Annotated in this window: 11 protein-coding genes and 1 pseudogene; 5 read left to right on the forward strand and 7 right to left on the reverse strand. The window is 73.8% G+C overall.

Annotated elements, in window-relative coordinates:
* Both G3I42_RS11350 and G3I42_RS11355 read right to left on the reverse strand, forming a co-directional pair.
* Positions 1 to 203 (reverse strand): annotated as a pseudogene (locus G3I42_RS11350) (heparinase); the annotation flags it as partial.
* A 271-nt stretch (positions 204 to 474) separates the two neighbouring features.
* Positions 475 to 1,491 (reverse strand): alpha/beta hydrolase, encoded by a 1,017-nt coding sequence (locus G3I42_RS11355; protein WP_239096393.1) that lies wholly within the window; start codon positions 1,489 to 1,491, stop codon positions 475 to 477.
* A 210-nt stretch (positions 1,492 to 1,701) separates the two neighbouring features.
* Here G3I42_RS11355 and G3I42_RS11360 point away from each other — a divergent pair, with 210 nt between their 5' ends.
* From G3I42_RS11360 to G3I42_RS11375, 4 genes are all read left to right on the forward strand, one after another.
* A complete protein-coding gene (locus G3I42_RS11360) occupies positions 1,702 to 2,574 on the forward strand; it encodes an IclR family transcriptional regulator (RefSeq protein ID WP_164285021.1) in 873 nt (290 codons plus the stop codon).
* A gap of 262 nt (positions 2,575 to 2,836) precedes the next feature.
* Entirely contained in the window at positions 2,837 to 4,429 is a 1,593-nt protein-coding gene (locus G3I42_RS11365) for an OPT/YSL family transporter (RefSeq protein ID WP_164285039.1), read from the forward strand.
* A gap of 125 nt (positions 4,430 to 4,554) precedes the next feature.
* The gene (locus G3I42_RS11370) at positions 4,555 to 5,622 is read left to right on the forward strand and encodes a hypothetical protein (protein ID WP_164285023.1); all 1,068 of its coding nucleotides are present in this window, start codon (positions 4,555 to 4,557) and stop codon (positions 5,620 to 5,622) included.
* A gap of 62 nt (positions 5,623 to 5,684) precedes the next feature.
* A complete protein-coding gene (locus G3I42_RS11375) occupies positions 5,685 to 6,959 on the forward strand; it encodes an alpha/beta fold hydrolase (RefSeq protein ID WP_164285025.1) in 1,275 nt (424 codons plus the stop codon).
* Positions 6,960 to 7,074: 115 nt separating this feature from the next.
* On the opposite strand, the gene uvrA is transcribed toward G3I42_RS11375, so the two are convergent.
* The 4 genes from uvrA to G3I42_RS11395 form a co-directional block, all read right to left on the reverse strand.
* A complete protein-coding gene (gene uvrA / locus G3I42_RS11380) occupies positions 7,075 to 9,477 on the reverse strand; it encodes an excinuclease ABC subunit UvrA (protein WP_164285027.1) in 2,403 nt (800 codons plus the stop codon).
* 137 nt (positions 9,478 to 9,614) lie between these two features.
* On the reverse strand, positions 9,615 to 11,666 hold the full coding sequence (locus tag G3I42_RS11385) for a glycosyl hydrolase family 28-related protein (protein WP_164285029.1): 2,052 nt from the start codon (positions 11,664 to 11,666) through the stop codon (positions 9,615 to 9,617).
* A gap of 276 nt (positions 11,667 to 11,942) precedes the next feature.
* Complete coding sequence (locus G3I42_RS11390; RefSeq protein WP_164285031.1) at positions 11,943 to 13,271, reverse strand: radical SAM protein; 1,329 nt, start codon at positions 13,269 to 13,271, stop codon at positions 11,943 to 11,945.
* Between the two features lie 104 nt (positions 13,272 to 13,375).
* The gene (locus tag G3I42_RS11395) at positions 13,376 to 14,404 is read right to left on the reverse strand and encodes an LLM class flavin-dependent oxidoreductase (protein ID WP_343244518.1); all 1,029 of its coding nucleotides are present in this window, start codon (positions 14,402 to 14,404) and stop codon (positions 13,376 to 13,378) included.
* 160 nt (positions 14,405 to 14,564) lie between these two features.
* Here G3I42_RS11395 and G3I42_RS11400 point away from each other — a divergent pair, with 160 nt between their 5' ends.
* Positions 14,565 to 15,053, forward strand: coding sequence for an HAD family acid phosphatase (locus tag G3I42_RS11400; RefSeq protein ID WP_164285035.1), 489 nt, complete (start codon positions 14,565 to 14,567; stop codon positions 15,051 to 15,053).
* Positions 15,054 to 15,114: 61 nt separating this feature from the next.
* Here G3I42_RS11400 and G3I42_RS11405 read toward each other — a convergent pair.
* On the reverse strand, positions 15,115 to 15,420 hold a 306-nt coding region (locus G3I42_RS11405), incomplete at its 5' end, for a hypothetical protein (protein ID WP_239096394.1).

A 15,420-nucleotide genomic window follows, 5' to 3' on the forward strand; every position in this document is an offset into this window, starting at 1 on the left:
CGCGCGAAGAGCGAGGCGGGCAGCGCGGGCCACGGCTCGCCGAGCACGCTGCGCGCCTCGGCGAGGACCCGGGCGCGCGTCGCCCCGTCGAACGGCCACGACTCGCCCGGCGCCGGTACGGGGCTCCACTCCCCGAGCGCGGGGAGGCGCGCCGCGACGAGGCCGGGCGGGAACCAGTCGGCGAGCGAGGGGGCTGGGGACATGCCGGGTCTCCTCGGGCAGGGGCGGGCGGCGCGCCGGGGGAGCGGCGCGCGGAGAAGACGGCGGCCCTGTCATGAAACGCGAGGGGCGGGGCGAGGTCAATGGCCCGGGACGGCATGGACGGAAAACGCTTGCTGCCCGATCGGGACGGTGCGCGGGCAAAGCGCCCGCTGTCCGGCAGGGGTCGCAGGACGAAGAACGCCCGCCGCCCGTGCCGTCACACCCGCCGCCCGTCTCGTCGCGCCCGCGGTCCGTGCCGTCACGGGCGCCCGGTCACCGGTCCAGACCGGCCAGCCACTCCAGGAGGAGTGCGTTGACCTCCTCGGGCCGCTCCTGCTGCACCCAGTGCCCGCAGCCGTCCAGCAGGTGGGTGCCCCTGAGCCCGGGGAGGGTGCGGGGGAAGGCGTCGACGGCTTCGGAGAGCCAGGCGAGCGAGGCGTCCTCGCGGCCCGCGAGGAAGAGCGAGGGCTGCCGCAGCGGCTCGCCCTCCCAGGCCGCCAGGTCCTCCCAGCCGCGGTCCATGACGCGGTAGCGGGCGAGCGCGCCACCGAAGCCAGTGCGCTCGAACTCACCCGCGTAGAGGTCGAGTTCGTCCTCGCTCAGCCACGAGGGAAGCGGCCCGTCCACGAAGCGCTCGCGCATCGCGTGCCCGCGCGGCACGAAGAACGGGCCGGGCGGCACGGCCTCGCTCCCCCCGGAGAGCGAGGTGTAGAACCCGGCGAGCCAGCCCCGTACGTCCCGCTCCATCTCGGCCTCGGCGACGCCGGGCCTCTGGAGGAACGGCACGTAGAACTCCTCGTCACCGCCCATCGCGGCGAAGACCTCCGAGGGCCGGGGCCCGCCCGGCGGCGTGTACGGGACCCCGAGCAGCGCGACCGCCGAAAACACCCCGGGCCGCAGCAGCCCGGCCTGCCCGGCGAGCGTGGCCCCCCAGTCGTGCCCCGCGAGCACGGCCCGCTCCTCGCCCAAGGCCCGTACGAGCGCGACGAGTTCGCCGACCAGGGCGACAGCCCGGTACGCCTCGGTGTCACCCGGACGCGACGAGCGCCCGTACCCCCGGGCGTCCACGGCGACCGCCCGGTACCCGGCGGCGGCGAGCGCCGGCAACTGGTGCCGCCACGCGTACCAGGACTCGGGGAAGCCGTGGAGGAGCAGGACGAGCGGCCCCTCGCCCTGCTCGGCGACATGCACCCGGCCCCCGGGCAGCGCGAGCAGGCGGTGGCGGGCGGACGGAGCCAGTGTGGTCACGTGGACCTCCGGAAGACGTGCGGATCGGACACCCCCGAGCATTCGCCCAGGTCGCACGGGGCGCCAAGCGGACTTGCCGGACCGGCAAAACCGCTTCCGCCCCCGCGCGCGAAAGACCCCGGGAACCCCTTGACACCCCCGGCCCGCCCCACCGATAGTTCTCGCCCCTGAGCGCAACGGCGTAGCGCTCAGCGCACCACCCGCACGCCGGTTCAGCCGCAGGGTTCAGCCGCAGGAGGAGAGGACGAAGCGATGGTCGAGGCGCAGGGCACCGCTGCCGAGGACGGCGCGACGCGGTTCGTCATCCCCGCCCCCGCCGGGAGTGCCGGGAGCCCGGCCGTGGACACGGCCGCCGACGACGCTCCCGCTCCCGCTCGCCCCGGCGTCCTCCAGGGCGCGGACCGGGCCCTGCTCGCGCTGCTCTCCTTCACGGAGCGCCGCCCCGAGTGGGGCGTGAGCGAGATGGCGCGCCGGCACGGCTGGGACAAGGCCGTCGCGCAGCGCGTCCTGACGACGCTCGTCTCCCGGTCCTTCCTCAGCTGCGACCCCGCCACGCGCCGCTACCGCCTCGGCCCCGCCGTCTCGCGCCTCGCCCGGGTCGGCGAGCACAGCGGCGTCCTCCCCTCGCTCGTCCGCCCGATCCTCGCCGGGCTGCTGCGCGAGACGGGCGAGAGCGTCGTGCTCAACGTCCCGCAGGGCGCCGGGTACCGCTGCGCCGCCGCCGTGGACGGCACCGGGCCCGTGCGGTACACCGCGATCGTCGGCGCCGTCATCCCCGGTCACGCGGGCGCCTCGGGGCACGCCATCTTCGCCCACTACCCCGAGGCGGAGCTGCGCCTGCTCTTCGGCGCGGCACCGCTCCAGTCCTTCAACGACCACACCGTCACCGACATCGACACCCTCCTCGGCATCTACGCGAAGGTCCGCGAGCGCGGCCACAGCGTGAGCCACGGCGAGTACGACGAGGCCGTGACCGCCGTCTCCGCGCCCGTCTTCCAGGCCGGCACCGTGGCCGCCTCGCTCACCGTCATCGGCCCCGCCCACCGCGTCACCCGCGCGGCCGGCCGCATCACCGAACTCGTCCTGCGAGGCGCCGAACAGGCCACCGCCGCCTTCGGCTCCTGACCCACGACCCCGTCGGCCCACGCAGCCGCGCCCCGCCGCGCCACCCCGCGTGCCCAGAGGCCCGACGCGCCACCCCGCGCGCCCGCCCACCGTTCCGGCGCGCCCCCGAACGTCCCGCCCCGCCCGCCGCCCCCGCCCCCAGGGGGATGGAAGGGCCCCAGCACCAAGGGGTACCCCCGTGTCCCAGTCATCGCCGCCCACCACCGCCCCCTCGCCGGAGCGGCCGGAGCGCGCCCCCGCCTCCGGAGCCGGCCATCCCCGCGTGCGCGAACCCGTCGTGTTCGTCGTGCTCGTGGTGCTCTCCGTCGTCGGCGCGGTCATCGGGGCCGACCTCGTCGCCAAGCTCGGCATCTCCGCCAACACGTCCGTCGTCGGCGCGCTCATCGCCATGCTGATCGGGCGGATACCGCTCGCCGGACTGCGCTCGATGCGCGACGTGCACCGGCAGAACCTCGCGCAGAGCGCTATCTCGGCCGCGACCTTCGCCTCCGCGAACGCGCTGCTCACCTCCATCGCCGTGCCCTACGTCTTCGGGCGCGAGGACCTGGTGTGGCCGATGCTCATCGGCTCCTTCGCCGGTCTCCTGATCGACACCTGGGTGCTCTACCGCTCCTTCGGCTCCCGCCTCCTGCCCGCCGACGGCGCCTGGCCGCCGGGCGCGGCGGCGGCCGAGACGATCAAAGCGGGCGACAGGGGCGGCAAGCGGGCTCTCGTGCTCGGCGCGGGCACGCTCGTCGGCCTCGGCGGCACCCTGCTGAGCCTCCCGTTCTCCGCCGCCGGTGTGGCCTTCCTCGGCAACGTCTGGGCGCTGCTCATGTTCGGCATCGGGCTCGGCCTGCGCGAGTTCGGCCCCGACCTCTTCCACACCGACCTCGGCGCGGGCTACGTGCCGCACGGCGTCATGGTGGGGGCGGGCGTGGTCGCGCTCGGGCAGGCGGTCGTCATGCTGGTACGGCGCCGGGGGAACACGACGACGGGCGACAGCACCGCGACGGGGCAGGAGGCACCCGGTGCCGCCGACCCCACCACCGCGTACACCGTCGACGAGACGGCCCTGCGCCGCAGCCTCGTGCGCGGCTACGCCCTCTTCGTCGCGGGCGCCGTGCTGCTCGCCGTGCTCGGCGGCCTCGTCGGCGACATGAGCCCGGCGGGTCTCGTGGGCTGGGTGCTCTTCGCCGCCTTCGCCGCGCTCGTCCACGAACTCATCGTGGGGCTCGCGGCCATGCAGTCCGGCTGGTTCCCCTCCTTCGCCGTCACGCTGATCTTCCTCATCCTCGGGCTGCTCATCGGCATCCCCTCCGTGCCGCTCGCCCTCCTCGTCGGGTACGTCTCCGCGACCGGGCCCGCCTTCGCCGACATGGGCTACGACCTCAAGGCCGGCTGGCTGCTGCGCCGCGAGCACCGCCCGTGGGACCCGTACGAGCGGGAAGGCCGCCGCGAGCAGTTCCGCGCCGCCCTCATCGGCTTCGCCGCCGCCCTCGCCGTCGTCGCCGTGCTGTGGCAGTCCTACTTCCGGCAGGGCCTCGTCCCGCCCGTCGCCAAGGTCTACGCGGACACCGTCAGGAACGGCCTCGGCGAGCCGGGGGTGCTGCGCACCCTGCTGCTCTGGGCGATCCCGGGCGCGCTCGTCCAACTGCTCGGCGGTGTCCGCCGCCAGATGGGCGTGATGCTCGCGACGGGCCTGCTGATCCTCACCCCGCACGCCTGCTGGATGGTCCTCGCCGCACTCGCCGTGCGCGTCGGCTACCGCAAGTGGCGCGGCCCGCGCGCCGACGAGGAGCTGAACCTGGTCGGCGCCGGGCTCATCGCGGGCAGTTCCCTGGGCGACTCCGCCCAGATCGTCAAGGCGGGCTGAGGCCCCGCCCCCCAAGCCACCTTCCCGCACGGCGCCGGACTACGGGGCGCCGGGCACCACGGTGCCGCGGCGCAGCGCCGCCGGAGCACCACCGCACCACCGCACCACCGCAAGGAGACAGCGTCATGGAGATGTACAGCCGCCTCGAACCGAGGCCCGAGTACCTGAGCTACGAACTCGCCCTCGCCGCCCGCAAGCTCGTCGAGCAGGTCATGCTCGTCAAGCCCGGCGAGCACGTCGTCCTCACCGGCGACACGAGCAGCGACCGCCGCGTCGTGGACGCCACGGCGCAGGCCGTCGCCGCCGCGGGCGCCCACCCCGTCGTGGTCTGGTACGAGACGATGCCGGGCTCCTCGATGGAGCCGCCCCGCCCGGTCGCGGGGGCGATAGCCGACGCCGACGTGTGGATCGAGTTCGCCGTCTCGTACGTCATGCACTCCGACGCCTTCCGCCGCGCGATGGCGAACGGCTGCCGCTACACGAACCTGACCGCGATGGACGTGCACATGCTCGTCGCGACGGTGGGCCGCCCCGACTTCGACGGCGTCATCAAGCTCGGCAAGGCGCTCGTACGGCTCCTCGAACAGGCCGACGAAGTGCGCATCACCTCCGCGAACGGCACCGACATCCGGGGCCGCAACGGCGACCGGCCGATCAACCTGCGCGGCAAGCCCGCCGAGAAGCCCGGCGAGACCGTCATGCTCTCCGGCCAGATCTCGTGGAACCCGCTGGAGGAGACGCAGGAGGGCGTCCTCGTCTTCGACGGCGCCCTGTGGCCGCCGGACCAGCTCGGGCTCCTCCGCTCCCCGGTGCGCTGCACCGTCGAGAAGGGCGTCGTCACGAAGATCGAGGGCGAGGGGCAGGACGCGGAGATCTTCCGCCGCTGGATGGCGTCCTGGGAGGACCCGAACATGTACCGGGTCGCGCACTGGTCGCTCGGCTTCAACCCCGGCGTCCCCGCGCCCACCGGGCGCATCGTCGAGGACGAGCGCGTCTTCGGCTGCGTGGAACTCGGCATCGGCACCAAGGGCGCCTGGATCGGCGGCGAGCCCTGGGTCTCCGCCGCCCACACCGACGGCTCCGTCCTCGGCCCGTCGATCCACCTCGACGGCGAGTGCGTCGAGCGCGACGGCGTCTACGTCCATCCGGAGCTGGTGGAGATCTGCCGCGAACTGGGCGTCGCGGGCTACTGAGCCGGGCCCTCTGCCGCATCCGTACCCGTACCCGTACCCGTACCCCCGCCCTGGAGCCGGATTTGACCGACGACCTGACCACCTACCGACACGACGGGCTCGTCTGCACCGACCACACCCTCGACGTGCCCCTTGACCACAGCAGGCCCGAAGGGGAGCGGATCTCCCTCTTCGCCCGCGAGGTCGTCGCCGAGGGACTGGAGGGCCGCGAACTGCCGCGGCTGCTCTGGCTCCAGGGCGGGCCGGGCGGGCGCGCCGAGCGCCCGAACGCGGCAGGCGCCTGGCTGCGCCGCGCCCTCCGGGACTTCCGCGTCGTCCTCCTGGACCAGCGCGGCACGGGCCGCTCCACGCCCGCCGACCGCACCACCCTCGCCGCCTGCCCCGACCCGGCCGCGTACCTGGGCCACTTCCGGGCGGACGCCATCGTGCGCGACGCCGAACTGCTGCGCCGCCACCTCCAGGGCGACCAACCCTGGACCGTACTCGGCCAGAGCTTCGGGGGCTTCTGCACGCTCACCTACCTGAGCCTCGCCCCCGAAGGTCTCGCCCGCGCCCTCGTCACCGGCGGCCTGCCCACCCTCACCGGCCACGCCGACGACGTCTACCGGGCCGCCTACCGGCGCGTCCTGGACGCCAACTCCCGGTACTTCGCCCGCTACCCGGGAGACCGGCAGCTCGCCGCACGGGTCGTGGACCACCTCCGCGCGCACGAGGTGGCGATGCCTTCCGGCGAGCGGCTGACGGCACGCCGCTTCCAGACCCTCGGCATCACCTTCGGCACCTCGTCCGCGTACGACTCCCTGCACTACCTCCTGGAGAGCGCCTTCGTCGCCGGGCCGCACGGCCCCGCGCTCTCCGACCCGTTCCTGCGCGGCGTCGACGCGGTCGTCTCCTTCGCCCCCCGGCCGCTCTACGCCGTCCTGCACGAGGCGATCTACGCCCAGGGCGGCCGGCCCACCGGCTGGTCCGCGCACCGGGTGCGCGAGGAGTTCCCCGAGTTCGACGCCGAGCGCCCGGGGCCGCCCCTGTTCACGGGCGAGATGATCTACCCCTGGCTGTTCGACGAGGACCCCGCTCTCGTCCCGCTCAAATCCGCCGCCGAGACCCTTGCCGCGCGCACGGACTGGCCCGCCCTCTACGACCTCGACCGGCTCGCCGCCAACGAGGTGCCGGTCGCCGCCGCCGTGTACCGGCACGACATGTTCGTGGACCACGACCAGTCCCTGGAGACGGCCGCGCACGTCCGGGGGCTGCGCCCCTGGGTCTCCGCCGACCACCGCCACGACGGGGTGAAGGCCGACCCGAAGGTCCTGGACCACCTGCTGAGCCTGGACTGACGGGCGCCGGGGGAGGGGCCGCGGCAGCGGGAGACGCGGGCCGCGGCCTCGCCCCGGCGCACCCCGCGGGTACGCCCTGCCTCACCCCCGGCGCACCCCACGGGTACGCCCCGCCTCACCCCAGCGCCGCCCGCAGGTACGGCGCCGTCCTGCTCCCCTCCGCCTTCGCCACGTCCTCGGGGCGGCCCTCCGCGACGAGGTGGCCGCCCTGGTCGCCGCCGCCCGGGCCGAGGTCGACGACCCAGTCCGCCGAGGCGACGACGGCCATGTCGTGCTCGACGACCACGACCGTGTCGCCCGCGTCGACGAGCCGGTTGAGCTGGCGGAGCAGCACGTCGACATCGGCGGGGTGCAGGCCCGTCGTGGGCTCGTCCAGGATGTAGGCGGTGTGGCCGCGGTGGACGCGCTGCAACTCGGTCGCGAGCTTGATGCGCTGGGCCTCGCCGCCCGACAGCTCCGTGGCCGGCTGGCCCAGGCGCAGGTAGCCGAGGCCGACGTCGAGGAGCGTGCGCAGGCTGCGGGCGACGGCGGGGACGTCCGCGAAGAAGTCCGCCGCCGACTCGACCGTCAGGGCGAGCACGTCCGCGATGGTCCTGCCCCGGTAGTGGACGGCGAGCGTGTCCGGGTTGTAGCGGGCGCCGTGGCAGTCCGGGCAGGGCGCGTACGTGCTCGGCAGGAAGAGGAGTTCGACGGAGACGAAGCCCTCGCCCTGGCACGTCTCGCAGCGCCCGCCGCTGTTGTTGAACGAGAACCGCCCCGCGCCGTACCCGCGCGCCTTCGCCTCGTCCGTCGCCGCGAAGACCTTCCGCACGGTGTCGAAGAGCCCCGTGTACGTGGCCAGATTGGAGCGGGGCGTACGGCCGATGGGGCGCTGGTCCACCCGTACGACGCGCTGGACGCCCTCCGCCCCTTCGAGCGCCGTGTACGGCGCCCCGGGACCGGGGTCCTCGCCGCGCGCCCGCGCGTCGAGCGCGCCCGCGAGGACGTCGGGGACGAGCGTCGACTTGCCCGAGCCCGAGACCCCGGTCACGGCGGTGAGCACGCCGAGCGGGACGCTCACGTCCACGCCCTCGATGTTGTGCTTGCGCACCCCGCGCAGCCGCACCCACCCGGCCGGCTCGCGGGGCGGCGCCGGGCGTGGACGCGGGCCGCCGAAGAGATAATCCCTGGTCACCGAGGCGGTGACCTCCTGGAGCCCGCCGACGGGCCCGCTGTGCAGCACCTCGCCGCCGTGCTCCCCGGCCCCCGGGCCGACGTCCACGAGCCAGTCGGCGTGCCGCATGACCGTGAGGTGGTGCTCGACGACGAAGACCGAGTTGCCCGCCTGCTTGAGCCCGTGCAGGACGTCGAGCAGCGCCTCCGTGTCGGCGGGGTGCAGTCCCGCCGAGGGCTCGTCGAGCACGTACACGACGCCGAAGAGCCCGGAGCGGAGCTGGCTGGCGAGGCGCAGGCGTTGCAGTTCGCCGGCCGAGAGCGTCGGGGTCGCGCGGTCGAGCGAGAGGTAGCCGAGGCCGAGACCGATGATCGTCTCGACGCGCGGGAGCAGGTCCTCGACGAGCACGCGCGCCGTGTTCCCGCCGCCCGCCTCGCGCAGCATCGCCGCGAGCGCGGTGAGCGGCAGCCGGACCGTCTCGGCGATCGTCCGCCCCGCGAAGGTGACGGCGAGCGCTTCGGGCTTGAGCCGCGTCCCGTGGCAGACGGGGCACGGGTCGTCGGTGAGGAACCGTGCCGCCTTCGCCCGCAGCGTGTCGCTCTTGGAGTCGGCGAAGGTCTTCAGGACGTAGCGGCGCGCGCTCTGGTAGGTGCCCTGGTACGGACGCTGCACGCGGCCCGCCTCGCGGACCGGCTCGACCGTCACGGTCGGCGTCTCGTCCGTGAAGAGGATCCACTCGCGGTCCGCCGGGTCGAGTTCCCGCCAGGGCCGGTCCACGTCGTAGCCGAGCGCGTCGAGCACATCCCGCAGGTTCTTGCCCTGCCAGGCCCCCGGCCACGCGGCGATCGCGCCCTCGCGGATCGTGAGGGACGGGTCGGGGACGAGCAGTTCCTCGGTCGTGCGGTGCACGCGGCCGAGGCCGTGGCACGCGGGGCAGGCGCCCACGGCCGTGTTCGGCGAGAAGGAGTCCGAGTCGAGCCGCGGCGCGCCCTCGGGGTAGTCGCCCGCGCGCGACCACAGCATGCGCAGCAGGTTGGAGAGCGTGGTGACCGTGCCGACCGAGGAGCGCGCGGAGCCGGCCGAGCGGCGCTGCTGGAGCGAGACGGCGGGCGGCAGCCCGGTGATCTCGTCCACGTGCGGCGCGCCGACCTGGTGGATGAGCCGCCGGGCGTACGGGGCGACGGACTCGAAGTAGCGGCGCTGGGCCTCGGCGTAGATCGTCCCGAAGGCGAGCGAGGACTTCCCCGAGCCCGAGACGCCGGTGAAGACGGCGAGGACGTCGCGCGGGACGTCGACGTCGACGTCCCGCAGATTGTTCTCGCGCGCTCCGCGCACCCGGACGTAGGGATCGTGGGGGCTCGTCATACGGCGATCGTAGGCAGACGGGGGAGTCCGCGCAGGTCCGGGGCCGCGCCGGGGGCGGGGGAGCGGTCCCGTACGCGAGGAGGTGCCGGCCGGGCCTTGGCCGCCCCGGCCGGCACCTGCTTCTCAGCGCCCGCGTGTCACCACGGTCGCGGCGCGGGCGGGGCGACCACGGGCGGCCGGTCGTCGCACGTGATCGTGTTCGGCAGCTCCCAGGCGGCCAGCCACGGACCCGTCGTGCCGCCGCCGTCGTTGCCGCCGAGGTCGTCGACGGTGAACTCGGAACCGGTCGAGGGGAAGTTGAACGAGCCGCAGTTGTTCACGCCGACCGCGCCCACGTTCCGCGCGTCCACGTTCTCGAAGGACGCGGACCCGGCGACGCGCGCGCTGAGCACCGAGGTGCCCGTGCCGTCGACCCGTACGTCCTTGAACTTCAGCCCCTTCAGCTTGACCTTGTCCTTCACGCCGTAGTCGCTGACCAGCATGATCGCGTTGTAGGTGCTGTCGAGGTAGTGGTCCCCGGTGACGCGGATGTCGGCGTCGATGTCGCGGTCGAGCGCGTAGAACCAGATGGCGCCGAGGCCGATCTTCCAGTTCAGGTCGAGCGTCCCGGCGCGGACGGTCGTGTTGTCGCGGAAGTCGAGGCGGCCCGTGAAGGGCTCGGCGCCGAAGCGGGAGCCCGCGTGCAGGCCGCTGCCCTCGCGCACCGGGTCGGCGACGAGGTTGTCGCTCACCGTGGTGTCCTCGCCGCCGTAGATCGCGAGGGCGTTGGCGAGGACGGGGGACTGGACGGTGTTGTGGTCGAAGGTGTTGCCGCTGTTCTGCGTCTTGTCGGCCCACATCGCGAGCCCGTCGTCGCCCGAATTGCGCACGAAGACGTCCTGGACGAGGGAGTCGCGGACGCCGGTATGGAAGTTGAGGCCGTCGGCGATCTGGTCCGCGATGACGGTGTCCGTGACCTTGGTGTTCCGCATCGGGCCGTCGAACCACAGGCCGACCTTGGTGTGGTGCAGGTAGAGGCCGCTGATCGTCGAGTCGCTCATCGCGCCGCCGATCGCGTTGACCTGGTCGGTGTCGATCCGTTCCCGTACGTCGCCCTCGATCGCGAAGCCGGACAGGTGCACGTTCTTCGAGCCGCCGTCGGCCGCGGACTTGCCGTAGATGCCGACGCCGGTGTGCGTCGAGCCGTCGGCGGCGGGCTCGTCGAGCGCGACCTCCTTGCCCTTCAGGACGGTGTACCAGCTTCCCGCGCCCTCGATCGTCACGTCGTCCACGACGAGGTGCCGGTTGACCTGGTACGTCCCCGGCGGCAGGTAGACCTTGAGGTGCGCGCGCTTCGCGAAGGCGATGGCGCGCTCGATCGCCGCCGCCGAGTCCCTGCGCCCGGTCGGGTCGGCGCCGAAGGCCAGGACGTTCGCGGACAGGAGCGAGACCTTCGGCGCGGCGATCTTCTCGGAGTCGAGCAGGTCGATCGCGGTCCAGGCGGCCTCGCTGCCGCGCGGCACGGTGAGCCGTACCTTCTCGCCCGCGCGGTAGGTGCGGTCGAGGCGGAGTCGCTGCTCGTCGTAGAAGTGGCTGGGCCGGAACGGCTTGTCGAAGGACGGCGCCGGCGTCGTGGCGGCCGGCACACAGTCGCACTCGGTGGTCCACCAGTCGGCGTGCAGGAGGTCGCCCCGCGGGTCGTTCGAGAAGGGGTACTGGTTGTAGAGCCACGCGTACTGCGAGGTCAGCGTCATCGTGGCGCGCTTCTTGCCGCCGAGCGAGACGTTAAGGGGCGCGGTGATCCCGCCGCCCTCGGGCGCGTCGGGGATGCTGTAGCGCACGGTGAGCGCGTTGGCGTCCTCGGGCAGCGTGAACTCGACGTACTGGCCCGGCGTCAGTTTCACGGCGGAGCGGCCGCTCGCCTCGGAGGGAAGCTGGTACGGGGTGCGGTCGGGGCCGAGCACGGTGCCGTTCGTCGTGGCGTGCTCGGCCTCCTGCTCGACGAAGCCGACGCGGGCGCCGCGCCCGGCGACGAGCGCGGGGTCGAGCCCGGCACGGGTCACCGCGGGTCCGGAGGGCGCGGGGGCCACCGGCTTCGTGGCGAGGGCGGGGGCCGCGCTCAGGAGCCCCGCGCCGAGCGCGGCGGCGGTCAGGGCGGCGAGCAGGGCGGGTCTGCGGCGGACGGCTGCTGTGCCGTGCCTGTGGATCACGGGCGTTCCTCTCGAACCATGGGGCACCACGGGAAGCGGGAGCGGCCGCGTGCGTATGGGGGGAGGAGACGTGCGCCGGAAGCTCCGGACACATTAAGGACCGTGGAGAGGAGCGGCACAAGACGTGTGCGCGATGTTTTCGTCCAAGTGTCGTGTGAATGCGCTTGCTTGCCAAGTTCTTGCGGATCGGCTTGCGTCGGCACCGGACGCCGAAGGCCCCCGTACCGAGGTGGTACAGGGGCCTTCGCGGTCCTTCGCGGTCAGGCGGTCACGGCGTCACACGACGCTCGGCGCCACCGAGCTGTTCGGGTCGAGGCTGTCCATGAAGGAGCTGACCGAGAAGACGGCGTTGCCCGCGCCCGCCGGGCCGTAGCCGGGGGGCGAGGAGAGCCCGTACTCCTCCATCGTCGCCCGGTACGCCTGGAGCAGCCGGATGTGGTACTCCAGCGGCGCCCCGCCCGGGTTGGTCTTGCCGAGGGGCGTGGTGGGCTCGGGGCACCACGTCGTGAAGCGAGGGGTGATCCCGTGCGACATGAAGAACCGCAGTCCCTCGGTCGTCGACGCGATCGCCTCGTCCACCGTCTGGAAACCGAAGGGCTCGGCCATCTCGACGCCCGCGACGAAGTTCGGGATGACGTTGCGCGCGCCGAAGATCTCGGCCGAGTCGAGGATGCGCTTGTGCCACTCGTCGCGGCCGACGTAGCGCTCCTTGCCGGGGCAGTACAGCTCGAAGAGCCGCCGGTCCCAGACCTCGAAGTTGGGGTGATAGATCTGCACCCCGTAGTCCTTGAACCGCTGGACGTCGTCCTTGGGCAGCGCCTGCGCCACGACCTTGCCGATCCAGCGGCCGGGGAAGCGCTCCTCGATCGCCTTGGCGTAGTGCCCGTAGAAGTCCGCCTCGTCGCGCCCGGCGACCTTCGAGGTGATCGCGCCGCCGGTGAGCGTGTACGCGGTGGACGCCTTCGCCGTGTCGTACTTGTCGATGATCTCCAGCGCCTCCAGGACCTCGTCCACGTCCTTGACGCCGGTGTACGGCCGGCCGGCCGCCTTGTGCTGGCGCCAGTTGTGGTTGATGTCGCAGTACTGGCACTCCTCCTTGGCGCCGAAGTACTGGCACACCCGGAACACGGTGAGGTAGATCAGGTACCCCCACTGGATCGTCGGGGCGACCTCCATCACCGACTTGCCGTTGGAGAGCTTGTGCTTGTAGTACTCCGGCATCGGCGGCACGCCCACGTCGGCGATCCGCTTGCCGTCGAGGAACAGCGCGAGCATCCCGTCCTCGTCGGCGGCCACCCGGTAGGGCGAGGCGGGGTTCACGCGCACGGAGACGACCGTGCGGCGCAGGTCGTAGGGGCCGCCGGTGAGGACGATCTCCTCGGGCGGACGGCGCAGCGCGGCCTCGCCCAGCTCCGGGAGCGTCCCGTGGTCGAACGAGAAGATGAAGTACGACTTCGGTTTGACCTCGCCCGACTCGTTGTCGCTCAGCGCCGACTTGTCGAAGGCCACGCCGCCGCGCAGCAGGTCCTCCTTGAAGACCGCTTCCCTCGGTACCCCGGGGAACCGCTCAAGCAGGTCCTCCACCAGGGCCGTACGGCTGTCCATCCTCACTCCTCACTCTCCCCCGTGTCCTGTCCGCCCACGGTAGACCCCCGCGCACGACACGTCCTGGCACCCCTCCTGCCCCCGACCGGCCGGGGCACCGGGGCCTATTGTCCGGTTCGCCCCGCGAGCCCGGTCAGCCGGGCCAGCCTCCGGTACGAATCGACGAGCGCGGCGCGGTCGTACGTGCTCGTCGTCACCAGGTACTCGTCGGCGCCCGTACGGGTCAGCAGCCGCTCCAGCTCCGCCGCGACCTCCTCCTCGGTGCCCGCGACGTGCCCGCGCAGCGCGTCCTCGTACAGCGGGCGCTCCCGCTCGCTCAGGGGCCGCGCCTCGACCTCCCCGGCGGGCACGAGCGGCGGGAAGACGCCCCGGGTACGGGACCACATCGCGGCGTACGCCTCGGGGAGGAGCAGCCGCCGCGCCTCCCGCGTCGTCCCGGCGACGGCGATCGTCCCGGAGAGGACGACGTACGGGTCCGGGTTCCCCGGCGAGGGGCGGAAATCCGCGCGGTACGCGTCGAGCGTGCGCAGCAGCTCGTCCTCGCCCCGTACCGCCGCGATCACGAGCGGCAGCCCGGCCCGCGCGGCCAGGCCCGCGCCCCGCCCGGTGGCGAGCACGAAGAACGGCGGGCGCAGGCCCTCGGCGGTGACGGCACGCACGCCCCGGTAGGTGGACTGCGTGCCGTCGAACCAGCCGCGCAGCTCCGCGAGCTGTTCGGCGAAGCGCTCCAGGGCCGCGTCCTCCTTGTCGTGCCCCAGCGCGCGCCGCACCTCGTTGGTGAAGCCGACCGAGCGGCCGAGACCGAGATCGGCGCGACCGGGGTGCAGCCCCGCGAGGACCCCGAACTGCTCGGCGACGACGAAGGGCCGGTGGTTGGGCAGCATGACGCCGCCCGTACCGACCCTGATCCGCTTCGTCGCCCCCGCCACGGCCGTCGCGAGCACGAGCGGCGCGGCGCCCGCGACCCCGGGCACGCCGTGGTGCTCGGCGACCCAGAAGCGGTGGTACCCGAGCGCCTCCGCCTCCCGGGCGAGGGCGACGGTCTCGCGCAGGGCCTCGCCCGCCGAGTGCCCCTCGCGCACGCGGGAGCGGTCGAGGACGGAGAACGTGGTGGTGTCGACGGCGGAGCTCACGGACGTGATCAACGCCGCGAGCGGACGGGGGATTCCCCGCGGGAGGGGCGGGCGCGGATTCCCGGCGGAGCGGGCAGGCGGTTCGCGACGAGGTGGGCAGGCGGTTCGCGGTGGGGCGGGCGGGGGTTCGCGGCGGTGGCCGCCGCCGTACGGTGGGGGCGTGCGCGACACCCGGCCGCTGGCCCTCTTCGACCTCGACAACACGCTCTCGGACGCGGGGCACCGACAGCACTACCTGCGCGGCGCCCGCAAGGACTGGCCGGGCTTCTTCGCCGCCGCCGTCGACGACCCGCCGCTCGTGGACGGTCTCGCGCTCGTCCGCAGGACGGAGGCGGAGGGCACCGCGATCGGCTACCTGACCGGCCGTCCGGAGCGCTGCCGCGCCGACACGGTGCGCTGGCTCGCGGCACAGGGGCTGCCGGAGGGACCGCTGTGGCTGCGCGGCGACGCGGACCGCAGGCCCGCCAGGGTCACCAAACTGGAGCGGCTGCGCGCCCTGGCCCGTACCCGACCGGTCGCCTTCCTCGCGGACGACGACGAACTCGTGTGCCGGGACGCCGAGGCGGCGGGTTTCCGCGTCGTACGGGCGGTGTGGGGGCGCGAGGCGACGGAGCTGCACGAGGCGCAGGAGAAGGACGGGCGGACGTGACACCACCTGGCGCCGCGAGGTGCCCCGCCGCTTGCGGGGCCCTGCGGGGCGGCCGGTGCCGCTACCGGGCCCAGCGTGCCCGCAGCGCCGTGAGCCGGTCGGCGTCCACCTCCGGGGGGACGTAGGCCCGCGCCCGTACCGCCGACAGGAAGTCCGCCGGCAGACGGACGTGCGCGTGGGCGACGTAGTGCGCGAGGTCGAGACGCCAGACCCAGGTGCCGTCGGTGAGGAGTGAGGCCGCGCGGGTGAGCGGCGGTGTGTGCGGGGCGAGGACGTCGGGCAGCGCGGCCCGTACGGCGTGCAGGAGCAGCCCCGCGCGGAGATAGGCGAGCAGCCCCGGTTCGTCCGACTCGCCCCGCGCCCGCGT

It is taken from the genome of Streptomyces sp. SID11385 (assembly GCF_010548245.1).
In the GTDB taxonomy this organism is placed as follows: Bacteria; Actinomycetota; Actinomycetes; order Streptomycetales; family Streptomycetaceae; genus Streptomyces.

What these genes read in the sequence shown, in the direction of transcription:
- G3I42_RS11370 (WP_164285023.1), top strand. Translation starts at nt 4,555, where the DNA reads ATGGAGATGTACAGCCGCCTCGAACCGAGGCCCGAGTACCTGAGCTAC.
- uvrA (WP_164285027.1), bottom strand. Translation starts at nt 9,477, where the DNA reads ATGACGAGCCCCCACGATCCCTACGTCCGGGTGCGCGGAGCGCGCGAG.
- G3I42_RS11355 (WP_239096393.1), bottom strand. Translation starts at nt 1,491, where the DNA reads ATGCTCGGGGGTGTCCGATCCGCACGTCTTCCGGAGGTCCACGTGACC.
- G3I42_RS11360 (WP_164285021.1), top strand. Translation starts at nt 1,702, where the DNA reads ATGGTCGAGGCGCAGGGCACCGCTGCCGAGGACGGCGCGACGCGGTTC.
- G3I42_RS11390 (WP_164285031.1), bottom strand. Translation starts at nt 13,271, where the DNA reads ATGGACAGCCGTACGGCCCTGGTGGAGGACCTGCTTGAGCGGTTCCCC.